The sequence below is a fragment of the Streptomyces sp. NPDC006872 genome, assembly GCF_040635845.1.
Lineage (GTDB): Bacteria > Actinomycetota > Actinomycetes > Streptomycetales > Streptomycetaceae > Streptomyces.
This window is the reverse complement of record NZ_JBEYIL010000009.1, coordinates 75,036-92,654: the sequence shown is the minus strand read 5'-3', so window position 1 is coordinate 92,654 and position 17,619 is coordinate 75,036. Positions and strand designations below refer to the sequence as shown.

Here is a 17,619-nt window from a genome sequence, read left to right as displayed (position 1 = left end):
TTCGTGTGGCGCAACGGATCGGCGTCCCCCGGTCGGGTGAGAACGCGCCCGGAGGGCCTGCGCTGCGCCGATAGGGTCGCGCGGTGACCTCAACCCCCAGCACCACCCACCCCTTCCGCGTGGCCGACCTGGGCACCCTCGTCGTGATGCCGTGGAGCGGCGAGGCCTCCGACGGCAGCGACATGCCCTACCTCCTGGCCTACTCCCTCGGCGACACCGAGGACGGCCCCGAGGGGACGGCCGCCGCCGTCCGGCGACTGCTCGCCGACAACGGCATGTCCGTCGGCGGGGACGTCGTCGACGGCACCGAGCGGTCGAGCCTGCCGTTCAGCCTGCTCGTCGAGTCCGGCGCGGCCGTACTGAACATGCCGAGCCTCAACGCCCAGTGCCTGCCGCCGCCGGAGTGGCTCGCGGCCGTCGAGCAGCGCGGTTACGCCTACTTCGTCTTCACCGCCCGCGCCTGGCCGGAGGCCACCCCCGGCCGGGCCGTCACGCCCGAGGCGCTGGCCGCGTTCGCGGGCGCCGACGAGACCCTGACGGCCGCGGCGCACATCGTTCTGCCCGCCCGCCGCCTGCGCGGCTGATGCCCCAGCCCCAGCCCCAGCCGGTGGTCGCGGGCGGCGGCCGCGCGTACGCCCTGCTGCTCGTCCTCACCGGCGCGGCCGGGCTGCTGGCCGCCTGGGTCATCACCCTCGACAAGTTCAAGCTGCTGGAGGACCCCGGGTTCACCCCCGGGTGCAGCCTGAACCCGGTCGTCTCCTGCGGCAGCGTCATGACGAGCGACCAGGCCTCGGCGTTCGGGTTCCCCAACCCGATGCTGGGCCTGGTGGCCTACGGGATCGTCGTGTGCGTCGGTGTGAGCCTGCTGGCCGGAGCCGCCTTCCCCCGCTGGTACTGGCTCACCTTCACCGCCGGCTGTCTGTTCGGCGTGGGGTTCGTGTCCTGGCTGCAGTTCGAGTCCCTGTACCGGATCAACGCCCTGTGCCTGTGGTGCTGCCTGGCGTGGGTCGCCACGATCCTCCTGTTCTGGTACGCCGTCTCGTACGACGTACGCCACGGCTTCCTGCCGGCTCCGGCCGGAGTGCGGAGTTTCCTCGCCGAATTCACCTGGGTCCTGCCGCTGTTGCACATCGGAGTGGTCGGCATGCTGATTCTGACCCGATGGTGGGATTTCTGGACGAGCTGATCATTCGTAGCACTATTACGGCACCCGGGGGAATTGTGAACTGATGCCGTTTTCCGGCTCGTTACCCGGTACGGACGCACCCCCGTACACCTCCGAAAGGGCCCGTACCCGAGATGAAGTCGACCACCCGAGGAACCCTCGCCGCAGTGATCACGTGTGTCGCGGCCGCAGCAGGCGCCGCCGCCGGTGTGGCGCCCGCCGCCGCGATCGGCACGGTCCCCGTCCCCGTACCGCTGGACGGCGTCGAGAAGTCCCTCAACGTGGAACTGCCCAGGATCGGCGGCGAGATCCCGCTGCCGACGCCGGGCGCGCCCGAGGGACCGCGCTTCGTCGAGGGCCGTCTCATCCCGGAGCGGGTCGTACCGCAGCTGCCCGTCGCCGCCGGGCTGCCCGGTCTGGGAGTACGGACACCCCTGCCGGAGATCCTCGGGAACGAGTTCAACCACATCGGCCTCGACGCCCCCGCCTCCGACCTGCGCACCCTCGGCCCGGGCCTGGACGTGGACGCCCCGCTCACCGCGCCCAACCCCGACCGCTTCGGGCTGCCGGACCTGAAGCTGCCGGAGGCGGGCGTGCTCACGCCCGTGCTGCAGACGGTGCCGACCGCGGACCTCGGGCTGGGCAAGGGGTTGTAGGGAGACGGGGAGAGCCGTAGCCGAACCGCCACGACCACGGGCCCGGACGCCTTGTCCGGGCCCGTCGTCATGCCCGTCGTCATGTCCGCATCCGGCACCGGGCGGTGACCAGGCGGCCCACTCGACGGTTACCTCCAAGGAGAACCGAAGAGACGCGAAGAGAACCGGACCGGACCGGACTGCACCACACCACACCACACCGCACCACACCGCACCACACCGCACCGCATTGCACCGCATCGGACGAGGAGAACACCATGGTCGTCAGCGTCGACGGAGTACCCGCGACCACCGAGTCGGCGGGCGCGGACAGACCCGGCCCGGCGAGCCACACCCGACGGCGTGACCTGCTGCGCGGGCTGCTCGGCGGCGCCGCCGCCCTCGCGATCGTCCCCGTCGTCGCCGCCTCCTGGCCCTCGCGCCCGGCGGACGGCAACCCCGCGGACTCCTCCCACGACTCCCTCGACTCCTTCGACGAGACCTACCGGGGCCGGCACATCAGCGGGGCCCGGATCTCGACGGGGCGCACGGCCACGGCGGCCGACGCCGAGTGGGCGGTCACGGTCGACGGTCGTCCGCTGCACCTCATGCGGCGCGCCGACGGCACCTGGCTGAGCATGGTCGACCACTACCGCTCGTACGCCACCCCGCTGGAGGCGGCCCGCGCCGCCGTCGACGGACTGGGCCCGGGAGAGCGACTGCGCGAGGCGGTTCCGGCACACCACGACACGCACATGGGGGGACACCATGGCCTACATCCGTAAGGACGTCAGCACGCTCACCGCCGCCGAGCGGCGGCGCTTCGTCAACGCGCTGCTGGAGATCAAACGCAAGGGGGAGTACGACGAGTTCGTCCGGATGCACATCGACCACTATGTCTCCGACGGCGACGGCGGCCTGCGCACCGCCCATATGACGCCCTCCTTCCTGCCCTGGCACCGCAGGTTCATGCTGGACCTGGAGGAGGCGCTGCGCCGGGTCGACTCCTCGGTGACACTGCCGTACTGGGACTGGACACGCGACCGCGCCTCGACCTCCGTCCCCTGGACCGAGGACCTCCTCGGCGGCAACGGACGGCCTTCCGACCACCAGGTGACCACCGGGCCGTTCGCCTACGCCAACGGCGACTGGACCATCACGGAGAACGTGACCGACGGGGAGTTCCTCACCCGCGACCTCGGCCGCGCCGCCGCCCCCATCGAACTGCCGGTCATGAGCGAGGTCGACCGGGCGCTGCAGGACCCGGTCTACGACACCGAGCCCTGGGACTCGACGGCCGCCCAGGGCTTCCGCAACAAGCTGGAGGGGTGGGGGAGCGGTTCGGGCAGCGCCGCCTGGCGCAACCACAACCGGGTGCACCGGTGGGTCGGCGGGGTCATGCTCGGCGGCGCCTCCGTCAACGACCCCGTCTTCTGGCTGCACCACGCCTTCGTCGACCTGCTGTGGACCCGCTGGCAGAGCCGGCACGGCGAGCACCGCTATCTGCCCGCCGAGCCGCCGGGACCGCGCAGCCGTCAGTACCGCCGGGTCGTCGCCCGGCACGAGAGGCTGGCCCCGTGGGACGTGACCCCGGACCAGTTGGAGGACGCGTCCGGGACGTACCGGTACGCCTGACCCCGTCCGGGACGCGGGAGAGCCCCGGCGCTCGAGGTGCCGGGGCTCTCCTGGTGGTGCGTGGTGCTGGTCGTGCTAGTGGTGCTGGTTCGTGCTGGTGGTGCGTACGGAGGTCGGCTCAGCCGCCGTAGCCGTCGTGCTTGTCGCCACCCTTGTCGTGGTCACCCTTGTCGTAGTCGCCACCCTTGTCGTGGTCGCCACCCTTGTGGTGGTTGCTGACGTTGGCGCAGGTGTTGCCGAAGGCCGGGTTCAGCAGGCCGACGACGTTGATGGTGTTGCCGCAGACGTTCACCGGAACGTGCACGGGAACCTGGATGATGTTGCCCGACAGGACACCCGGCGAGCCCACGGCCGCACCCTGCGCACCCGCGTCCGCCATGGCCAGGCCGGCTCCGCTGACCACCACGGCGCTGGTGCCGAGGGCAACAGCGGCCACCTTCGCGATGCGAGACATCACGTTCTCCTTAGTGACTCGGTTCATGCGGCGGCAGGGGGCGCCGTCGCACTCCCCGTTCAACGCCGCCGCCCCGCACGGGTCACGGCACGGCCGTACGGATCACCCTTTTTGAACAGGAGACACGTACAGACGGGTGGCTAGTGCGGCTGGAGGTGTGTCGTGACGAAGTCGGACAGCGTGGCGATCGACTGCAGGCTGTCCAGGCTCAGGTCCAGCGCGGCCACGTCGACGCCGAAGCGTTGGTCGATCGTGCCCAGGAGGGTCACGCCGGCCAGTGAGGTGAGGCCGATCCGCGGGCCGAACAGGTCGGTGTCGGCGGGGAGTTCCGCGACGAAGGCCTCGTCCAGGCGGGCGGCCTCGGCGATCATCGAACGGAGCTCCCGCTCCACCGCGACCCGGTCCTGGGGGGCTTGGGGGGCTTGGGGGGTCGAGGTGTCCTGGGTGTGCTGGGTGTCCGTCACGCCTCGGCGTCCTCTCGGTCGGATACGTGCAGCCATGCGGGCGGCGTGGGCAGATCGCCGTGGAGCGTTCGGCCCAGGACCGCGGAATCTGTGGCGGTCGCGGCGGTCGCGGCGCTCGCTGTGGCGGTGTCTGCGGAGGTGCCGGCGGCGTCGTCCGTGCGGCGCAGGCCCGCCTGGCGGAGCAGGATGCGCATCTCCAGGTTGGCGTCGGTCGGGCGCAGGGTCACCCGGAACTCCTCGGCGCCGGCCTCCCGGGCGCGCTCCAGCAGCCGGAACAGGAAGGCCGCCGCCGCGCCCCGGCCGGCGACCCGGCAGGAGAGGGCGAGCAGCGGGACGGACCAGGTCGCGGGAGCGGTGCGGTCGACGAGCGCGGCGCCGATGATCCCGTACGTGCCGAACCGGTCCGTCATCCGGGCGGTGTACACCTCGTGCCCGTCCGAGGCGGCCAGCTCGCGCAGCCGGTCGGGGGTGAGCCCGGAGGAGTTCAGCCGGTGGGTGCGGGCGGCGAGTTCCAGCGCGCGGGGGATCTCCTCGGGCGTGGCCGCGCCGACGGTGAGGCGCATGTCGCACCAGCGCAGGAACTCCTCGCGCGAGCCCTGGAAGCGTTCGCCCTCGGCCCGGCGGGTCTCCTCGGTGCGGTAGCGGCGCACGCGCTCACGGGACTCCGGGGTGACCTCCCGGCCCTCGAACGCGGCCAGCAGCTCCGGTACGTCGGCGGGGTCGAGGGTGCGGACGCCCGGCAGCAGGGCCTCGACCTCGGCGCGCTCGTACGGGGAGTCGTCGACCAGGAGCAGGGCGTCCACGGCGATGCCGAGGTCCTTGGCGATCCTGCGCAGCGACTCGCTCTTGTCCTGCCAGGACACCTGCGGCGCGAGGAAGCGCTCGCGCACGTCGGGACGGCCGGCGGCCAGCCGGTCCAGGACGGCGGGCGCGCTGCGGCTCGCGATGCTGCCGAGCACGCCGTGCGCCGCCAGCGCGTCGATCGCGGCGAGCATCTCCGGGCGGGGGGTGGGGAGTTCGTCGGTGGGGGTCTCCACGGCGACGTCGTCCCAGAGAGTGCCGTCGAGGTCCCAGACGACGCACTTGACGCCCTCGGCGTCGAAGACCGTCATCGCTCCTCCTCGGGCAGGAAGAGCTTCATCGACAGGCTGGTCGGGTCGAAGCCGAACTTGCGGTAGACCGTGCGCATCGGGACGTTGCCCACGTGGACCCGGCCGACGACCTCCGTGATCCCGTTCGCCAGGCAGAACTCCAGGCCGGCGGTGAGGAGGAGTTCGGCGACGTCGCTGCGGTTGTCCACCGGGGACACCGCCAGGGAGCGGAAGTTGGCGTAGCGGTCGCCGGTCATCGCGTTCTGGTTGATGCTCACCCAGCACCAGCCGACAGGCTCCTCGCCCGGGCCGTGGGCGACGATCATGCCCTCCTTCGACTTCTCCATCGCCCTGCCGAGGCGCGCCGCCCAGCGCTCCGGGTCGTCGATGGCGTCCTCGCCGAAGGAGACCCGGGCGATCTCGGCCTCGAACCTGCCGATGGCCGGCAGATCACGCTCGTCGGCCTGACGGGTGACGTACGGCCGCGCCCGCTCGGCGAGGGCGGCGCGCTCGGCGTCGGCGGGGCGATGCCAGCCGTGCGTGCGCGGGGCTGGAGACACGGCTGCGGCGGGGGCCTTCTGGGCGGGCGCGGACGCGGGGGCAGAGGCCGGGGCCGGAGTCGGGGACTGCTCGGTCGGGGTCGGCGGCGTCGGATCCTCCGCCGGGACCAGGCGGCCCGGGCGGAAGGGGCCCTTGCCGCAGGTGGGACAGCCGTCCTCGCGCAGGGCGGCGACCGAGGTCCAGCGGGCGCCGGGGCCGACGCGGACCCGTGCCTCGCACGCCACGCACGTGTACTCGCGCTGCCGAGTCCGCTTGTCGCCCGTGTAGAGGGGACCGCTGAACTCGCCCTTGTGGGAGGGGGCCGTCGAGGTGGTGGTGAGGAGGTGCTGGAAGAAGCCGACACCGCCGAGGATGCCGCTGCCCTCGTACTCGTTGAAGTTGCGGATGTAGCCGTTGGTGACCAGGCCGAGCCCCATGATCTCCCGCTGCACCTCCAGCATCTCGTCCGGGCTCTTGCCGCCGAAGGAGAAGAAGACGCTGTGCGCGGGACCGGCCCGCAGACCCTCCACGGCACGGGAGAGGAAGAGCCGGGCGCCCTCGGGGGTGTACGGCGGGTCGGTCATGGCCACGTCGTGCTGCCCGTGGAGCTCGGCGGGCAGCGGCAGGCGCAGATCGTGCTGGACGGTCTCGACGCGGGTGCCGAGCCCGGCCGACACCTTCTGGATGTAGTCGAGGATCTCCGACGAGATGTCCACGACCGTGACCCGCTCGACGATCGGACCGCCGAGCACGTCGCCCACCACGGCGACGGCGAGGGAGACGAGGTCGTCGTCGCCGATCAGCAGCAGCGAGCCGCCCGGCAGCGCGCCCGCGGTGAGCAGCGCGAGCACCCGGCGCACCTTGGTCTCGGCCGTGCAGTGCGACTGGTCGATGGCCATGTCGGCGGCGGGTCCCGACTCCATGAGCGCGCGCAGTCGCCGCACGGCTTCGTCCAGCACATCGGGGATGACCAGCTCACGCCCGTCGCAGGTGTCGCAGGTCGCGTCCAGGGTGAGATCCATGCCGAGCTCGGCGACGAGGTCCGAGCCGGCCTCGGTCAGCCGGGACGGACGCTCCTTGGTGACGAGTCCCCGACGGCGCAGCTCGTTCCCCAGGGCCGCCACGATCGGCACCGGCAGTCCGGTCGCGCGGCTGAGGTCCTTCGTGGAGGCCGGAGCCAGCCGGCGCAGGGCGCGCAGGACGGACCGCACTCCGGGCGGACCCTCCTGGAGCCGGACGGCGTCCGCGACTTCCGTGAGCACAGAATCGGCGGTGGTACTCCGAGGGTGCCGACGCGCGTTCGTCACAATGCTGCTCCAGGCAAGCTGATTGGTGGATTCCGGGACTATCGAGTATACGGGCTGGCGGACAGTCGGCCCGACCCGCTCGGGGGATGCGGAAACGGCGGGTGATTCGAGTGCGCGGCCGATATGCAAAGCAAAATTAAGCGATGTTTTTCACGACGTTTTCCGAGGTGTTCTCCGGAATCCTTTCCGGGAGGATTACGAGAAGATTCCGAGAAGATTCCGGGACGGTTCGTAGGCGGTTCGGAGGTGCTTCGTGGGCGCTTCGGGGGTGATTTGAGAATGATTTCAGGGTGGTTCGGAGGTGCTCTCTGAAATGATTTGCGAAACGGTCGAGGTGGGTTTTCGGCCAAATCCGTCGGACCCCCCCTGTGCCCCTTGACGCAGTGCGCGCGCGAGCCCTAGAGCGCCCCGGATGCTACGCTGGGCACCATCGAGGGCCGTTTACCGGCCTCGCAACCTTCCCCTTCGGCCGCGCGGACCAGCGCAGACCTATGTGAAAGGAGACGGGGGCAGCGGTTCGTCACCCCCGGTTCCCCATGACCAACTCCGCCAGCCTCGCCACCGAGGGCATAAACGTCGACGATCTGTGCTCTTATGCCGTCGATGTATGGGTGAGCGACCACAGCATCCTGACCGACGAGGAGCGCCTCCTCCAGGTGCTGCGCACGGCCGCCGAAAAGGGAAACGCCACGGTACTCGGTGAGGCGTCGCACGTTTTCCCGAACGGCGCCGTCACCGCGATTCTCCTGCTTTCCGCCTCGCACCTGAGCATTCACACCTGGCCCGAATTCAGCCTGGCCAACGTGGATCTGCTCGCCTACGGCCGGCTGAACGGCGAGCGGATGATGCAGAGCGTCGAGCTCGGTCTTTCGCCGACCCGGATCAACGTGACGCGCATGCTGCGCGCGGTTCACTAGCCGTTTCCGAAGCCGTTTGCCGGTCGGCGTCGTGCTTTCCGCGCAGGTACAGGTGCAGACGGCGGCGCAGGTGCCGGTGCAGGTCTCGTGGGCGCGCCTCGGCGATGCCCACGAGGGCCTGCTGAATCTGCTGGACCCCGTGGAACGAGGCCGCCACGACGCGACCGTCGACCCGGCCAACCGGGCTCGCTTCCTGGTCGGCTGCGCCCTGAGCCGGCTGCTCCTGGGCGAACTTCTCGATGTGCCTCCGGCGAGGGTGCCGCTGCGGCGCGAGTGTCCACGCTGCGGCGGACCGCACGGGAAGGTCCGACTGGATGCCCGGGATTCGCCGGGTGCGCCTGCGTCGTACGAGTTCTCCGTGACTCACAGCGGTGCGCTCGTCGGCGTGGCCGTGTGCCGGGGAGGCCAGGGCGTCCAGGTGGGCCTGGACGTCGAGGACGCCGACGGGTTCGTCGACGTCGAGAATGCGGCGCGGACGGCTCTCTCCGGCACCGAGCTGGCCGCTCTCCACACCCTCCCCCCTGCCGAGCGGCAGCCTGCCTTCCTGCGCGTCTGGACCAGGAAGGAAGCCGTGCTGAAGGCCCTCGGCGTGGGCCTGCGCGTCCCGCCGAGTGGGCTGGAGGTGTCGGCGCCCGATGTACCGCCGGCCGTCCTGTCCTGGCCGGACCGACTGGCCGCCCCGCCCGAACTGGCCATGGCGGACATGGTCGTCGACGGGGTGCATCCGGCGGCTGTGGCGGCGACGGGCATGGGCTCCGGCGCGGTGCGGGTCGCGCAGCGCGACGCCTCTGCCCTGGTGGCCGGATATGGCCGTTGAGGGCATGCGCAGCCGCGCCCCTCGACCAACAAAATGCCCTCCCAAAGGGAGGGCGGAGACTTGCGCCCCCGGCAGGACTCGAACCTGCGGCCAAGCGCTTAGAAGGCGCTTGACGTGTTTGCCTGGGATCGGTCGCTGACCAGGGCAGCAACCCCTTCTCCCGGCAGCTCGTGACTTGCTGTCGACACGCATTCGACAGGGCCCGGAGCCGGTCTACGGCCGCCGGTAGGCCGAAGGGTCGACACCCGCTTCCGGCTTCCTGCTGAAGGATACGTAGGCGGGGTGCTCAGGGTCTCCCACCTGCATGAGGGCGAAGAGATCGAGGTCGTGATTCGCGAACCTGTGGAGGTACTGGAGGAACAGTTCCAACTCGTCGTCCGACAACCGCTCATCGTGCCTCTCGTTTCGCATGGGGCCACGATACGAGCCGACGGACTACGGCCTTGAGGCGGAGCTGCCCTGCTAGCGGTTGATCGGGATCTCGTAGACGATCTCGCAGTGAGCGGCGGGCACCACGATGTCCGCGGTCTCGACGGGCCGCCCCTCGTCGCTGTAGTACGTCCGCCGGATGTGCGTGACGAGCGCGGCCTTCTGGATGCCGAGTAGCGACGCCTCCTCGGAGGTCGCCTGCCTCGGCTCCGGCTGCTCCACGGCGTGACCGACGGTGATGCCGATCGCGGCCATGCGGTTCACGACACCCGCCCCGGCGTGCGGCCCTCCCTCGGGGAGGACGACGAGAGTGCCGGCCGTGATGTCGTAGGGCTCCCAACTCGTCGAGAGTTGCACCGGCCTGCCGTCGGCCAGGAACTCATAGGCCGTTCGGACGCACAGGTCGCCGTCGGCGATCCCGAGACGCGCCGCGATCTCCGCCGGTGCCGGCACCTTGGCGTCGGTCCGGCTCTCCCAATCCCCTTGCCTGCCGACAGCCTTCATGTCCGCTCGGAAGGGTGACCCGTTGGGCTGTTCGCGTGCCGAGGAGCGGACCACCCGCACGCGCTGGCGAGGCTCGGCGACGTACGTGCCTGACCCGGCGCGGCCCTCCAGCACACCCTGGGAGATCAGCAACTCCTGCGCCCGGCGGACCACGTTCTCGCCCACGCCGCACTCCTCACCGATCTGGGTGCGGGAGGGGAGGCGGTCCCCCGGCTCCCAGACATGCTCCGCGATGCGCCGCCGGAGCTCGTCGGCGATGCGGAGATAGGGCGGCTGCTCAGGCATATGGAAAATCTAGTCCACTAGCTCTAATCTAGTTAACTAGCTTCACTGAAAGTGATCGCTGGTGACGGAGGCTGCCCTGTGCCCGCTTCGGGAGTTAGCGCGGCGGCCCTCGCCGCCCGGCTGTCTGCCCTCGGGCTCCTCACGCGAGTGGAGGAACACCCCCGGCACACGTCGGTCGAAGCGGAGGTGCCGGAAGCGCTCTCCGCCGAGTCATGGCGGGAGGTCCTGGACGTGGTGGCGGAGGCCGATCGATTCGGGCTCCTGGCCACCAGCATGAACGGCCGCACCCTCTGGGCGGTCGTACGCAAAGCGGTCCCCACGACGGGCGATGTCGGGGGACCGATCCATCAGCGATAGGAGCTGATCAGCGTGCTCAACCGTATCCGCCGTGCCGTCTCGCTCACCAGAGAGCGGCACTTCTCCAAGGGCAGGCACCGCCGCCCCTTAACGTCCACCAGGCCGTTGCCGACCTACGCACCCGCTGCGCTCACGGAGGGGCCGACAGCCGTCCGGTGGCGGGGTCCAGACCGGGCGAACCTCACGGGCCCGCTCGCGGGCGAGGACAGCGCGCTTGTCCGCCCGTACGTGCTGGCCTGGGAGAAGCGGGAACGGCCGCGGCGTTCGAGGGTCACAGCGCCCCAACAGCCGGCCGAAGCCTGGTCGGTCTTCAAGGGAGTCAGCTGATGCCCCTTCGCCGACAGCCTCACATCACGGAGGCTTCGTCCACCCCGTACCGATCGGCTGCATGCCGTATTGGCACTCACCATGCCTGCCGGGAGTCCTCCCCGACGACGGCGCCGGTCGAGCTGCCTGTGATCTACGAGGTGTGCGACTGCCCGTGCCACGCGGCGACGAACCAGCCCGCGCCTGCGGAGGTGCAGCAGTGAGGCAACGAGCGTTCAGCGGCGCACTGGTATCCCAGCCCATCGAGATCACCTCGACCACTGTGCAGCGCGGCGACATCATCCAAGTCGGTGGCCGGGCATGCCGGGTGAGCAACCTCTTCCAGTTACCCCAAGGCTCCAAGCAACTGCTGTTTGAGTCGGGGGAGCTGCTGACCATGCACACGAGGACCCGGCTTGTCGCCGTGCGGATGCAGAGAAGGCGGTGACACAGACCATGCGCTCTCGCCATCACGACATCGCCGATGACATCAAGCGTCAGATCACGACCGGTCGCATCAAGCCTGGCGAACGCCTTCCGTCCGAAGTCGGACTGGCCGGCCAATACAAAGTCAGCACGCCGACGCTGCGGAACGCTCTCGCGGTGCTTCAAGGGGAAGGCCTCATCGAGAAGATCCACGGCAAGGGAAATTTCGTCCGCCACCGCCTACGCAAGATCATGTATGTCGGCGGCTGGGGGACGCTGGACCCATGGACAGCCGCAGAAGCGGCTCTGCACGTCACGGACTGCGCCACTGAGATCGAGGCGCATGGGCATCTGGCAGCCCTGCTGCGAGTTCCGAACGGCAGCCCACTGACTGAATTCCTCAGCATCAGCTACCAGGGAGAGTCCCCGCACAGCCTGGCCCGCATCTACGTCCCGCGTGACCTGGAGCCCACCAAAGCGCTCAGTGACGGCCCCTCATACATGCGGACGCAAGAGAGCTTCGCTGTGCTGAGCCCTCTGTCGGCGGAAGTCCGGGAGACGGTCTCCGCCCGCCGCCCGACACCAGATGAGGTGTCCACTCTCCGGATCAACCCCACCACTGCGGTACTCGCGATCACACGCGTTGCCGCCGACACCTCCGGCCGCGTCGTCGAGGCCGCGCTTCTGGTGTTCCCGGGGGACCGCGTCGACGCGGTCTTCACCACCCACCACGTGATCGATGAGAGGCAGACGCAAGGATGACGTCACGGAACGAACTGCGGCTACTCCCGTGGTCGGGCCCGGAGGACAAGCCCTGCTACCTGAGCACCGACGACAGGAACGGCTTCATGTCCCGGCTGGCCGACAACATCGAATCCGAGCAACTCGAGACGGCGGCCGACCTGCTGAAGCAGGCTGCGGAAGCCCTCGGCGACGAGCATGTCGGGCCGGAGGACGTGCAACTCCTGGCGAAGGAGCTGACCGGAGCTCTGCGAGACGTACTCCGCGTGGCTACCAGCCGGGGTCGCCTCCTGGAGGTGAGTGAACCTCACCGCATCTGAGGAGGACGGTCGGCAAGGCGGGTGCCGGGCAGCGTCCCGTTCTCCCGCGCTGGGAGAGGGACTTGGACAGGGGTCTGGGTCTCTCTCCCAGCTGCGTCACGTCGGTGGTACCCGATGGGACGGCACCTCCGGACGTGCCTGCGCTCGGAGCGGCAAAGAGACAACGTGAGTGCCGAACAGAGCCGCCTATGCATCCGACTCGCAAGCGTACGGTGGCGTCCGATCTGGGTAGTCCAGCCGTAGCCCTCAACGGGCCACCAACGGTCACGACTTGTTCGCTAGTCCCAGGAGGCGGCATTGAACCGCGATTTTGAGCTTCGAGCATCGAGGATCTTCAGCAAGCAGCAGGGTGAGATTTTATGGCCCTACGGGCTTGCTACCCCGGACCGACGACGGAGTGGGCTCAGCGAGGAGCAGTACGAGAAGACTGCTGCGCACGCGCATGTGGCTCAACAGGTCATCGTTGATTGGGCCGAAGACCACGGTCTGCGCAGCAGCGAGAGCGGATGCTGTCCGCGGTGGCTGTTGCGCAACGCCAGTAGGCAGTGCGGACCCGATGCGTGCGGCAAGTACGGTTCTGGCTCACGCAACGATGATCACTGGCTTGATCACCCCATCTTCTGGCTCAAGGACGGGCTGCCAACCGTGATCACCTCCGCGCCGTATTCAGTGAATGAGGATGATCGAAGCCGCATCGAGCAATGGAGGGAGGCTGGCCTCATGGCGGCGTTCGGTGGGCCGGCTTGGTACGGGTTCGATACAACGCAGATCGTCATGTGGCACCCCAAGCGCCTTACCTCTCTCTACCTGGCGGAGGACGCCGAACGGCTTTTACGACACCGCAAGTAGCCGCTGTAGCTCAGCCGACGGCAGTCGGCCACTACTCCTGGAGACACAGACTGATCAGGGCGTGCATGCCTCACAACGCCCCCTCAGTCCTCAACCACACCGTGGGGTTGTTCGCTCAGAGAAGCTTCGACGGCCGGGTGTGAGGAACTACCTGAGCCTCAGCTTGGGAAGCAAAGAACCCGTTGCCGTATCGATCGTGGGGTCTGTTGGTTCGAACAGGGTGCTGAGTCGGGTGATGCTCCGGTGGTCTGGGCATGAAGGCAGACGCCTCACGAAGCCAAGCCGTCAAGCCGCCGTGTGGCGCGTTGCTGGGCCTGTCCGCACAGGCCGGCTCACATGGCCGTCCGGTCGACACCCGGTTCGGGGAGGGGGACGATGGATGGAGTGGCACCTTTCCGATCAGTCCGGCGCCACAGTGGCGCCACAGCCGTACATCCGTTGTCGCGCTGTGGCTGGAGGGACAACTCCCGGAGCGCTGGCGCGGCGACTTGCCCCCGTGTTTCCGCGGCGCCCTCCACTCATCGCGAGGGAGGACACCCATCATGGCCCGGCGTATCCGACGCAATGCCGTCATCTCGCTCGTCGCCTCATCGTTCGTTCTGGGGGCCGCAGTCGTCCTAACGCCTGCCGCCACCGCGACACCCGCTCCGGGGACGTACACAGTCAAGACCGAGGGCAACGGGGCGCGGGTGACGATCAGTGGTTCCGGCTGGGAACCCAATCAGGCACTGCCCCTCAACGACGGTGAATCCACTCAGCCGTTGAGTGTCAGGGCCAGCATGTGGCCGCGGACGGGCGACGGCCCGCTTGAGGTCACCGAGGAGGGGCGGGGCGTCGTCATGCGCGTACCGCTCGAAGGCGGCGGTCGGCTCGTAGTCGAACTGACCCCGGACGAGGCCAGTGCCCTCGGCGACGCACTCAAGAACGTCGTTGGCTGATGCCGTTGGTCAGTGAGACGGGCATCTGGGGCTTGCTCCGAGCCTGACCGGTGACGGAGGGACGCAGACGCCTGGTGGACGGTCGATGGGTTCCCTGGTGTTACCCGTACGACCTGGCATGAGCCTGATCAGGGTCTGGCACGCCTCTCATCGGCGCTATGGCCGTGGACTAGCAGTCATAGCGGTGCGCGTAGGGCAGTTCGGGGCACTGGCGGCAGAGGAAGACGTAGATGCCTCCCAAGTCGCCCATGTCCATGTCCAGGTCTGCTTCTCCGGTGATACTGAGGTGGTGTTGCATGCGGTGACCGCGCTCGCAGACCGGCCAGTTGGGCGGCTGGTTCCAGGCCGGGTACCCGCCAACCTTGTTCTGCAGCGCGCACGCCCACTGGGTGTAGTCCAGCCCGAAGCGCTCTTCGAGCTCCTCGATGCGAGGCTGCAGTGTCTGCCGGAGGTTCTCAGGGAGGTCCCAGTTCGGGTACTCCACCACCTGGGTTGGGGACACGGTGCACGGACGGGGCATGAAGTCCTCGTCGTACTCGCCCTGTTGCGGAGCGGGGATGTCACGCAGCACGCCGCTGGCGAGAACCTCCTTCTCGCTACGCCAGTAGAGGCGCGGCAACGCGGCGCATGCCGGGTCCTGGGGTGGATCAACGCGTACCAGACCAGTTGGAGTACGTCTGTGGCGTCTGGGAACTGCAGCTGGGGCACATCGCGCGCGAACAGCTGGACCACCGGCACCATGGGGGCCGTCCCGACCGGACTCTTCTCGTTGGGCCAGGCCCAGTGTCCTGGCTGCCCGCAGTAGGGCCAGGGCTCGTCAGCAGGCCAGAACAGAGGGCCGCCCAGGGAACTATCCCGGACACCGGGAGAGCCACTCTTCGGCAACAGCAGCGTCGTCCGTCGGCCCAGAGTCGCAAGCTCGGGTATCAGGTCACCCAGATCGACCGGCGGACCTGCAAAGCTCTGCGCCACGAGCGGGCCTCCTCGGATCGACACCTTCCCGGCACCCTGGGCAAGCTACCTCTTCGTCCCGAACTCTCGACCGGGGGCACCAGAGGAATGTGGGCTGGCCAGTCGACCAACGATGGCGGTCGTGTGGTCGCTGTGCTCTTTGCTGTACTGCAACGGCTCCGGAGGCCGCTTGAGACCTGGGCAACGCGGCAGGTCACAGGCCTGCACCTGGCAGATCGGACGGGGCAAGTCCACGGATAGTCCACGGCCGACTGAGCACCGCTTTAGAAGTTCGATCAAGGGGCCTCTTCGGTCGGCTTCAGCGGCGTCCACGCCGGTGCCCATGGTGTCCGACGTCCGGCGTCCTTGGTGTCGGCTCTGGACTTCAGGCGACACCGTCTGCTTCGGGCACGGGCGTTGGGTGGCACGAACGGCTCCGGGGCTCGGCTCGCGTATGAGCGTCACTGAGCTGGAGTACCCAACGGGCCACCCACCTCGAACTGAGCGATCAGATTGACATCTCGCTGAGCGAACGTTTCGGGGCGCACGGTTCCATCGCTTTATGTCTGTGACATGCGGTCTTTCACCTCAATGGGCCCTTGATCGCACCCTCCTCCCTCTCTACGGTCTGCCGTATGGTTCGTATCGTTATGGGGCGCGTCAACATCCGCTCAAAGCCATCTACTGACTCTGGCCCCTATACCTATTCCTACGTGGGCCGAGAGGCAATGCGGCATGGAGAGGCATTTAACCGGCTAGTCAGTGAACTGAATCACCTCGATCTCCGTGACGAGCGCGAGGCCGCCGGTGAATTCGCAGCAATGGAAACAGGGGCCTCTCGTCATGAGGCGATTCTTTGCAGGGCGCGAAATGATGAGATGTTTGCACTGGATCGCCTTAGGCGATGGGTCGCAATTTCCGTTCCGAACGGCATGAGCCCGGTCAAAGCCGTAGACGACGTTCAAAATCTCCTTCGCACGGTTGCAGATAAGGGAGGAATTGATTCGCGTTTGATCATCGACGTGGATCCGGTCGCCCGGCCTCGTAGAGTGATTCAGGCCATTGAAGAACTTGGAACGGTGGTCAGTCTTTCTGTCGAAGTAAAATTGCCCAACCCCGGAAGAGTATGGCGAGAAGAAAGGCGACGTATGGTTGCGCTGGCGGCGGAGACGTACGAGGAGACTTACACCAGCCAACAAGGGATCAATCTCGATCGCGCAGAGTTGGAGCAGCTTACACAAGGGGTCGAGACAGGAGATATTGAGGTAGCGGCAGAGTCGGCGACGGGTTCGTGGAGTATGCGTGATGAGCCGGAGGAGTTCGCGCCAGAGCCTCATTGGGAAAAGGCTGGCACCGCGGCGCTTCTCCTCGCGGCGTTGGCATGGGTGGTCTCAAATTGGCCCATGAGTGGAAGCGGAGGGGCTCATTGAGTGTAGAACCGGGGCGCGGTGCTACACCAGGCTCCAAGGAACCCCGTGGTTGGACAGAAGGGGATAAGGCGCTCTACAGCTTCTTTTCCCTCGTCAGCTTGGGGCCAAGCAGTTGGTCGATCGTCGAATATGTCCTTGCCCTCGCCGGTGGGGCTGGCGGCGCTTGGTTGGAATACAATAACTCTCCGCAGACTGAATCTGTTACCCGTGTTGCTGCCTCAATGATTGGCGTCATCATCGGTGCAATTGTTGGCGGATTGGCAATGATGACGAGATCGTTTGACACGCAACTCTTGAAGAAGCTGAGGCGGATCGGTGTAAAGCCGACAGAGTTCTTTGGCCCGTTCCTGAGTGTTATTTTCCTCGGCGTACTTTCCGGGATCTGCTTGCTAGTCATCTCCGGCATTCCAGTCTGTATGGCGACGGGATGGCGAACCTTTCTGGGCGCAGTAACGGGCATCCTTACTCTCGCAACTTTGGCCGCCCTCCTGCCGGCAATGGGCTCACTGATCGCCTATGTCGACTTCCTGGAGGAGGCGGCTCAGGTGCCGGATATTGAATAGCGGTCCGTCCTGGCCTTCCCCTTAGGTTTTCAGTTGGGAAAGCTGCGATCATTTGCGGTTCGTTTGGGCGTGACCTGCGCGAACGGTCAAGGTGAGGCCTCGCGGGGTGGGCCGATTTCACCGTGGACCCCCGCTGTTCCCCTCTCGATCTGGTGCACTTGTGGTGCGGCTATGGTGCGCACACCATGGCCGCACCCTCTGATCCATAGCTCTGGAGAGATCGGTCATTGGAGGTCCTACAGGCCGCGGGGAGGGGCTTGGCGGCCGGTGCTGGTCGCTGCCGGTTGTTGGGGTTGCTGTACCTCGTTGCTGTACAGCAGGATCCCGACCGGGGGTGTGGCCATGGAACGGGAACAGCTCGAACGGCTGCTGGGTGGTGGCGACGACACGTCGTCGGCCGCTCTCGCTGCACTCCGCGCCGGCGCTTCATACGTCGTCTGGGACGGAACGACGTCACCCAGGTCGCTCGCGACGGTCTACGGGCACCGACTCCGT

Annotated in this window: 22 protein-coding genes and 1 tRNA gene; 15 read left to right on the top strand and 8 right to left on the bottom strand. The window is 67.9% G+C overall.

What is annotated here, in order from left to right; translation table 11 throughout:
- Positions 1-83: 83 nt before the first annotated feature.
- The 5 genes from ABZ725_RS26385 to ABZ725_RS26365 all read left to right on the top strand — a co-directional run bounded on the left by ABZ725_RS26385 (position 84) and on the right by ABZ725_RS26365 (position 3,435).
- Entirely contained in the window at positions 84-584 is a 501-nt protein-coding gene (locus tag ABZ725_RS26385) for a DUF5949 family protein (protein WP_358805050.1), read from the top strand.
- Positions 584-1,186: a vitamin K epoxide reductase family protein gene (locus ABZ725_RS26380; RefSeq protein WP_358805049.1), complete on the top strand. Its 603-nt coding sequence runs from the start codon at positions 584-586 to the stop codon at positions 1,184-1,186. The genes ABZ725_RS26385 and ABZ725_RS26380 overlap by 1 nt, the downstream gene beginning before the upstream one ends.
- Positions 1,187-1,299: 113 nt before the next feature.
- On the top strand, positions 1,300-1,821 hold the full coding sequence (locus ABZ725_RS26375) for a hypothetical protein (RefSeq protein WP_358805048.1): 522 nt from the start codon (positions 1,300-1,302) through the stop codon (positions 1,819-1,821).
- A 257-nt stretch (positions 1,822-2,078) separates the two neighbouring features.
- Positions 2,079-2,585: a tyrosinase family oxidase copper chaperone gene (locus ABZ725_RS26370; RefSeq protein WP_358805047.1), complete on the top strand. Its 507-nt coding sequence runs from the start codon at positions 2,079-2,081 to the stop codon at positions 2,583-2,585.
- Positions 2,569-3,435, top strand: coding sequence for a tyrosinase family protein (locus ABZ725_RS26365; protein ID WP_358805046.1), 867 nt, complete (start codon positions 2,569-2,571; stop codon positions 3,433-3,435). Before ABZ725_RS26370 ends, ABZ725_RS26365 begins: the two co-directional genes overlap by 17 nt.
- 118 nt (positions 3,436-3,553) lie before the next feature.
- Here ABZ725_RS26365 and ABZ725_RS26360 read toward each other — a convergent pair whose 3' ends face one another.
- The 4 genes from ABZ725_RS26360 to ABZ725_RS26345 form a co-directional block, all read right to left on the bottom strand.
- Positions 3,554-3,889 carry a chaplin gene (locus tag ABZ725_RS26360; RefSeq protein WP_358805045.1) on the bottom strand — a complete coding sequence of 112 codons (336 nt, stop codon included), beginning with the start codon at positions 3,887-3,889 and terminating at the stop codon, positions 3,554-3,556.
- A 140-nt stretch (positions 3,890-4,029) separates the two neighbouring features.
- Positions 4,030-4,353, bottom strand: a complete 324-nt coding sequence (locus ABZ725_RS26355) for an acyl carrier protein (RefSeq protein WP_358805044.1) — start codon at positions 4,351-4,353, stop codon at positions 4,030-4,032.
- Positions 4,350-5,465: an HAD-IIIC family phosphatase gene (locus ABZ725_RS26350; RefSeq protein WP_358805043.1), complete on the bottom strand. Its 1,116-nt coding sequence runs from the start codon at positions 5,463-5,465 to the stop codon at positions 4,350-4,352. Before ABZ725_RS26350 ends, ABZ725_RS26355 begins: the two co-directional genes overlap by 4 nt.
- Positions 5,462-7,246, bottom strand: coding sequence for a GNAT family N-acetyltransferase (locus tag ABZ725_RS26345; protein WP_358805042.1), 1,785 nt, complete (start codon positions 7,244-7,246; stop codon positions 5,462-5,464). The genes ABZ725_RS26350 and ABZ725_RS26345 overlap by 4 nt, the downstream gene beginning before the upstream one ends.
- Before the next feature lie 581 nt (positions 7,247-7,827).
- Here ABZ725_RS26345 and ABZ725_RS26340 point away from each other — a divergent pair.
- Entirely contained in the window at positions 7,828-8,208 is a 381-nt protein-coding gene (locus ABZ725_RS26340) for an S-adenosylmethionine decarboxylase (protein ID WP_069773010.1), read from the top strand.
- Positions 8,209-8,239: 31 nt separating this feature from the next.
- On the top strand, positions 8,240-9,025 hold the full coding sequence (locus ABZ725_RS26335; RefSeq protein ID WP_358805041.1) for a 4'-phosphopantetheinyl transferase superfamily protein: 786 nt from the start codon (positions 8,240-8,242) through the stop codon (positions 9,023-9,025).
- Positions 9,026-9,088: 63 nt separating this feature from the next.
- Here the strand turns inward: ABZ725_RS26335 and ABZ725_RS26330 are convergent.
- The 3 genes from ABZ725_RS26330 to ABZ725_RS26320 all read right to left on the bottom strand — a co-directional run bounded on the left by ABZ725_RS26330 (position 9,089) and on the right by ABZ725_RS26320 (position 10,243).
- Positions 9,089-9,171: transfer RNA gene (locus ABZ725_RS26330), tRNA-Ser, on the bottom strand.
- Positions 9,172-9,238: 67 nt separating this feature from the next.
- On the bottom strand, positions 9,239-9,436 hold the full coding sequence (locus ABZ725_RS26325; protein WP_358805040.1) for a hypothetical protein: 198 nt from the start codon (positions 9,434-9,436) through the stop codon (positions 9,239-9,241).
- Between the two features lie 51 nt (positions 9,437-9,487).
- Positions 9,488-10,243: a GntR family transcriptional regulator gene (locus tag ABZ725_RS26320; RefSeq protein ID WP_358805039.1), complete on the bottom strand. Its 756-nt coding sequence runs from the start codon at positions 10,241-10,243 to the stop codon at positions 9,488-9,490.
- 78 nt (positions 10,244-10,321) lie between these two features.
- Here ABZ725_RS26320 and ABZ725_RS26315 point away from each other — a divergent pair, with 78 nt between their 5' ends.
- The 6 genes from ABZ725_RS26315 (at position 10,322) to ABZ725_RS26290 (ending at position 14,180) form a co-directional block, all read left to right on the top strand.
- Complete coding sequence (locus ABZ725_RS26315) at positions 10,322-10,600, top strand: hypothetical protein (RefSeq protein WP_358805038.1); 279 nt, start codon at positions 10,322-10,324, stop codon at positions 10,598-10,600.
- Positions 10,601-11,126: 526 nt separating this feature from the next.
- The gene (locus tag ABZ725_RS26310; RefSeq protein ID WP_358805037.1) at positions 11,127-11,354 is read left to right on the top strand and encodes a hypothetical protein; all 228 of its coding nucleotides are present in this window, start codon (positions 11,127-11,129) and stop codon (positions 11,352-11,354) included.
- Positions 11,351-12,094, top strand: coding sequence for a GntR family transcriptional regulator (locus ABZ725_RS26305; RefSeq protein ID WP_358805036.1), 744 nt, complete (start codon positions 11,351-11,353; stop codon positions 12,092-12,094). The genes ABZ725_RS26310 and ABZ725_RS26305 overlap by 4 nt, the downstream gene beginning before the upstream one ends.
- Complete coding sequence (locus tag ABZ725_RS26300) at positions 12,091-12,393, top strand: hypothetical protein (RefSeq protein WP_358805035.1); 303 nt, start codon at positions 12,091-12,093, stop codon at positions 12,391-12,393. Before ABZ725_RS26305 ends, ABZ725_RS26300 begins: the two co-directional genes overlap by 4 nt.
- A gap of 297 nt (positions 12,394-12,690) precedes the next feature.
- On the top strand, positions 12,691-13,242 hold the full coding sequence (locus ABZ725_RS26295; RefSeq protein ID WP_358805034.1) for a hypothetical protein: 552 nt from the start codon (positions 12,691-12,693) through the stop codon (positions 13,240-13,242).
- Positions 13,243-14,021: 779 nt separating this feature from the next.
- Positions 14,022-14,180 carry a DUF3117 domain-containing protein gene (locus tag ABZ725_RS26290; RefSeq protein WP_358805297.1) on the top strand — a complete coding sequence of 53 codons (159 nt, stop codon included), beginning with the start codon at positions 14,022-14,024 and terminating at the stop codon, positions 14,178-14,180.
- 169 nt (positions 14,181-14,349) lie between these two features.
- Here the strand turns inward: ABZ725_RS26290 and ABZ725_RS26285 are convergent, their stop codons facing one another.
- Positions 14,350-14,799, bottom strand: coding sequence for a hypothetical protein (locus ABZ725_RS26285; RefSeq protein ID WP_358805033.1), 450 nt, complete (start codon positions 14,797-14,799; stop codon positions 14,350-14,352).
- Between the two features lie 967 nt (positions 14,800-15,766).
- Between ABZ725_RS26285 and ABZ725_RS26280 the strand changes: the two genes are divergently transcribed.
- Positions 15,767-16,561: a hypothetical protein gene (locus ABZ725_RS26280; protein WP_358805032.1), complete on the top strand. Its 795-nt coding sequence runs from the start codon at positions 15,767-15,769 to the stop codon at positions 16,559-16,561.
- The gene (locus ABZ725_RS26275) at positions 16,558-17,124 is read left to right on the top strand and encodes a hypothetical protein (RefSeq protein WP_358805031.1); all 567 of its coding nucleotides are present in this window, start codon (positions 16,558-16,560) and stop codon (positions 17,122-17,124) included. Before ABZ725_RS26280 ends, ABZ725_RS26275 begins: the two co-directional genes overlap by 4 nt.
- The last annotated feature ends 495 nt before the right edge of the window (positions 17,125-17,619 follow it).

Excerpts from the sequence above, each read along its gene's own strand:
- ABZ725_RS26380 (WP_358805049.1), top strand. The coding sequence starts at position 584 with ATGCCCCAGCCCCAGCCCCAGCCGGTGGTCGCGGGCGGCGGCCGCGCG.
- ABZ725_RS26375 (WP_358805048.1), top strand. The coding sequence starts at position 1,300 with ATGAAGTCGACCACCCGAGGAACCCTCGCCGCAGTGATCACGTGTGTC.
- ABZ725_RS26370 (WP_358805047.1), top strand. The coding sequence starts at position 2,079 with ATGGTCGTCAGCGTCGACGGAGTACCCGCGACCACCGAGTCGGCGGGC.
- ABZ725_RS26365 (WP_358805046.1), top strand. The coding sequence starts at position 2,569 with ATGGCCTACATCCGTAAGGACGTCAGCACGCTCACCGCCGCCGAGCGG.
- ABZ725_RS26360 (WP_358805045.1), bottom strand. The coding sequence starts at position 3,889 with ATGTCTCGCATCGCGAAGGTGGCCGCTGTTGCCCTCGGCACCAGCGCC.
- ABZ725_RS26350 (WP_358805043.1), bottom strand. The coding sequence starts at position 5,465 with ATGACGGTCTTCGACGCCGAGGGCGTCAAGTGCGTCGTCTGGGACCTC.
- ABZ725_RS26340 (WP_069773010.1), top strand. The coding sequence starts at position 7,828 with ATGACCAACTCCGCCAGCCTCGCCACCGAGGGCATAAACGTCGACGAT.
- ABZ725_RS26325 (WP_358805040.1), bottom strand. The coding sequence starts at position 9,436 with ATGCGAAACGAGAGGCACGATGAGCGGTTGTCGGACGACGAGTTGGAA.
- ABZ725_RS26320 (WP_358805039.1), bottom strand. The coding sequence starts at position 10,243 with ATGCCTGAGCAGCCGCCCTATCTCCGCATCGCCGACGAGCTCCGGCGG.
- ABZ725_RS26300 (WP_358805035.1), top strand. The coding sequence starts at position 12,091 with ATGACGTCACGGAACGAACTGCGGCTACTCCCGTGGTCGGGCCCGGAG.
- ABZ725_RS26290 (WP_358805297.1), top strand. The coding sequence starts at position 14,022 with ATGTGGCCGCGGACGGGCGACGGCCCGCTTGAGGTCACCGAGGAGGGG.
- ABZ725_RS26280 (WP_358805032.1), top strand. The coding sequence starts at position 15,767 with ATGGTTCGTATCGTTATGGGGCGCGTCAACATCCGCTCAAAGCCATCT.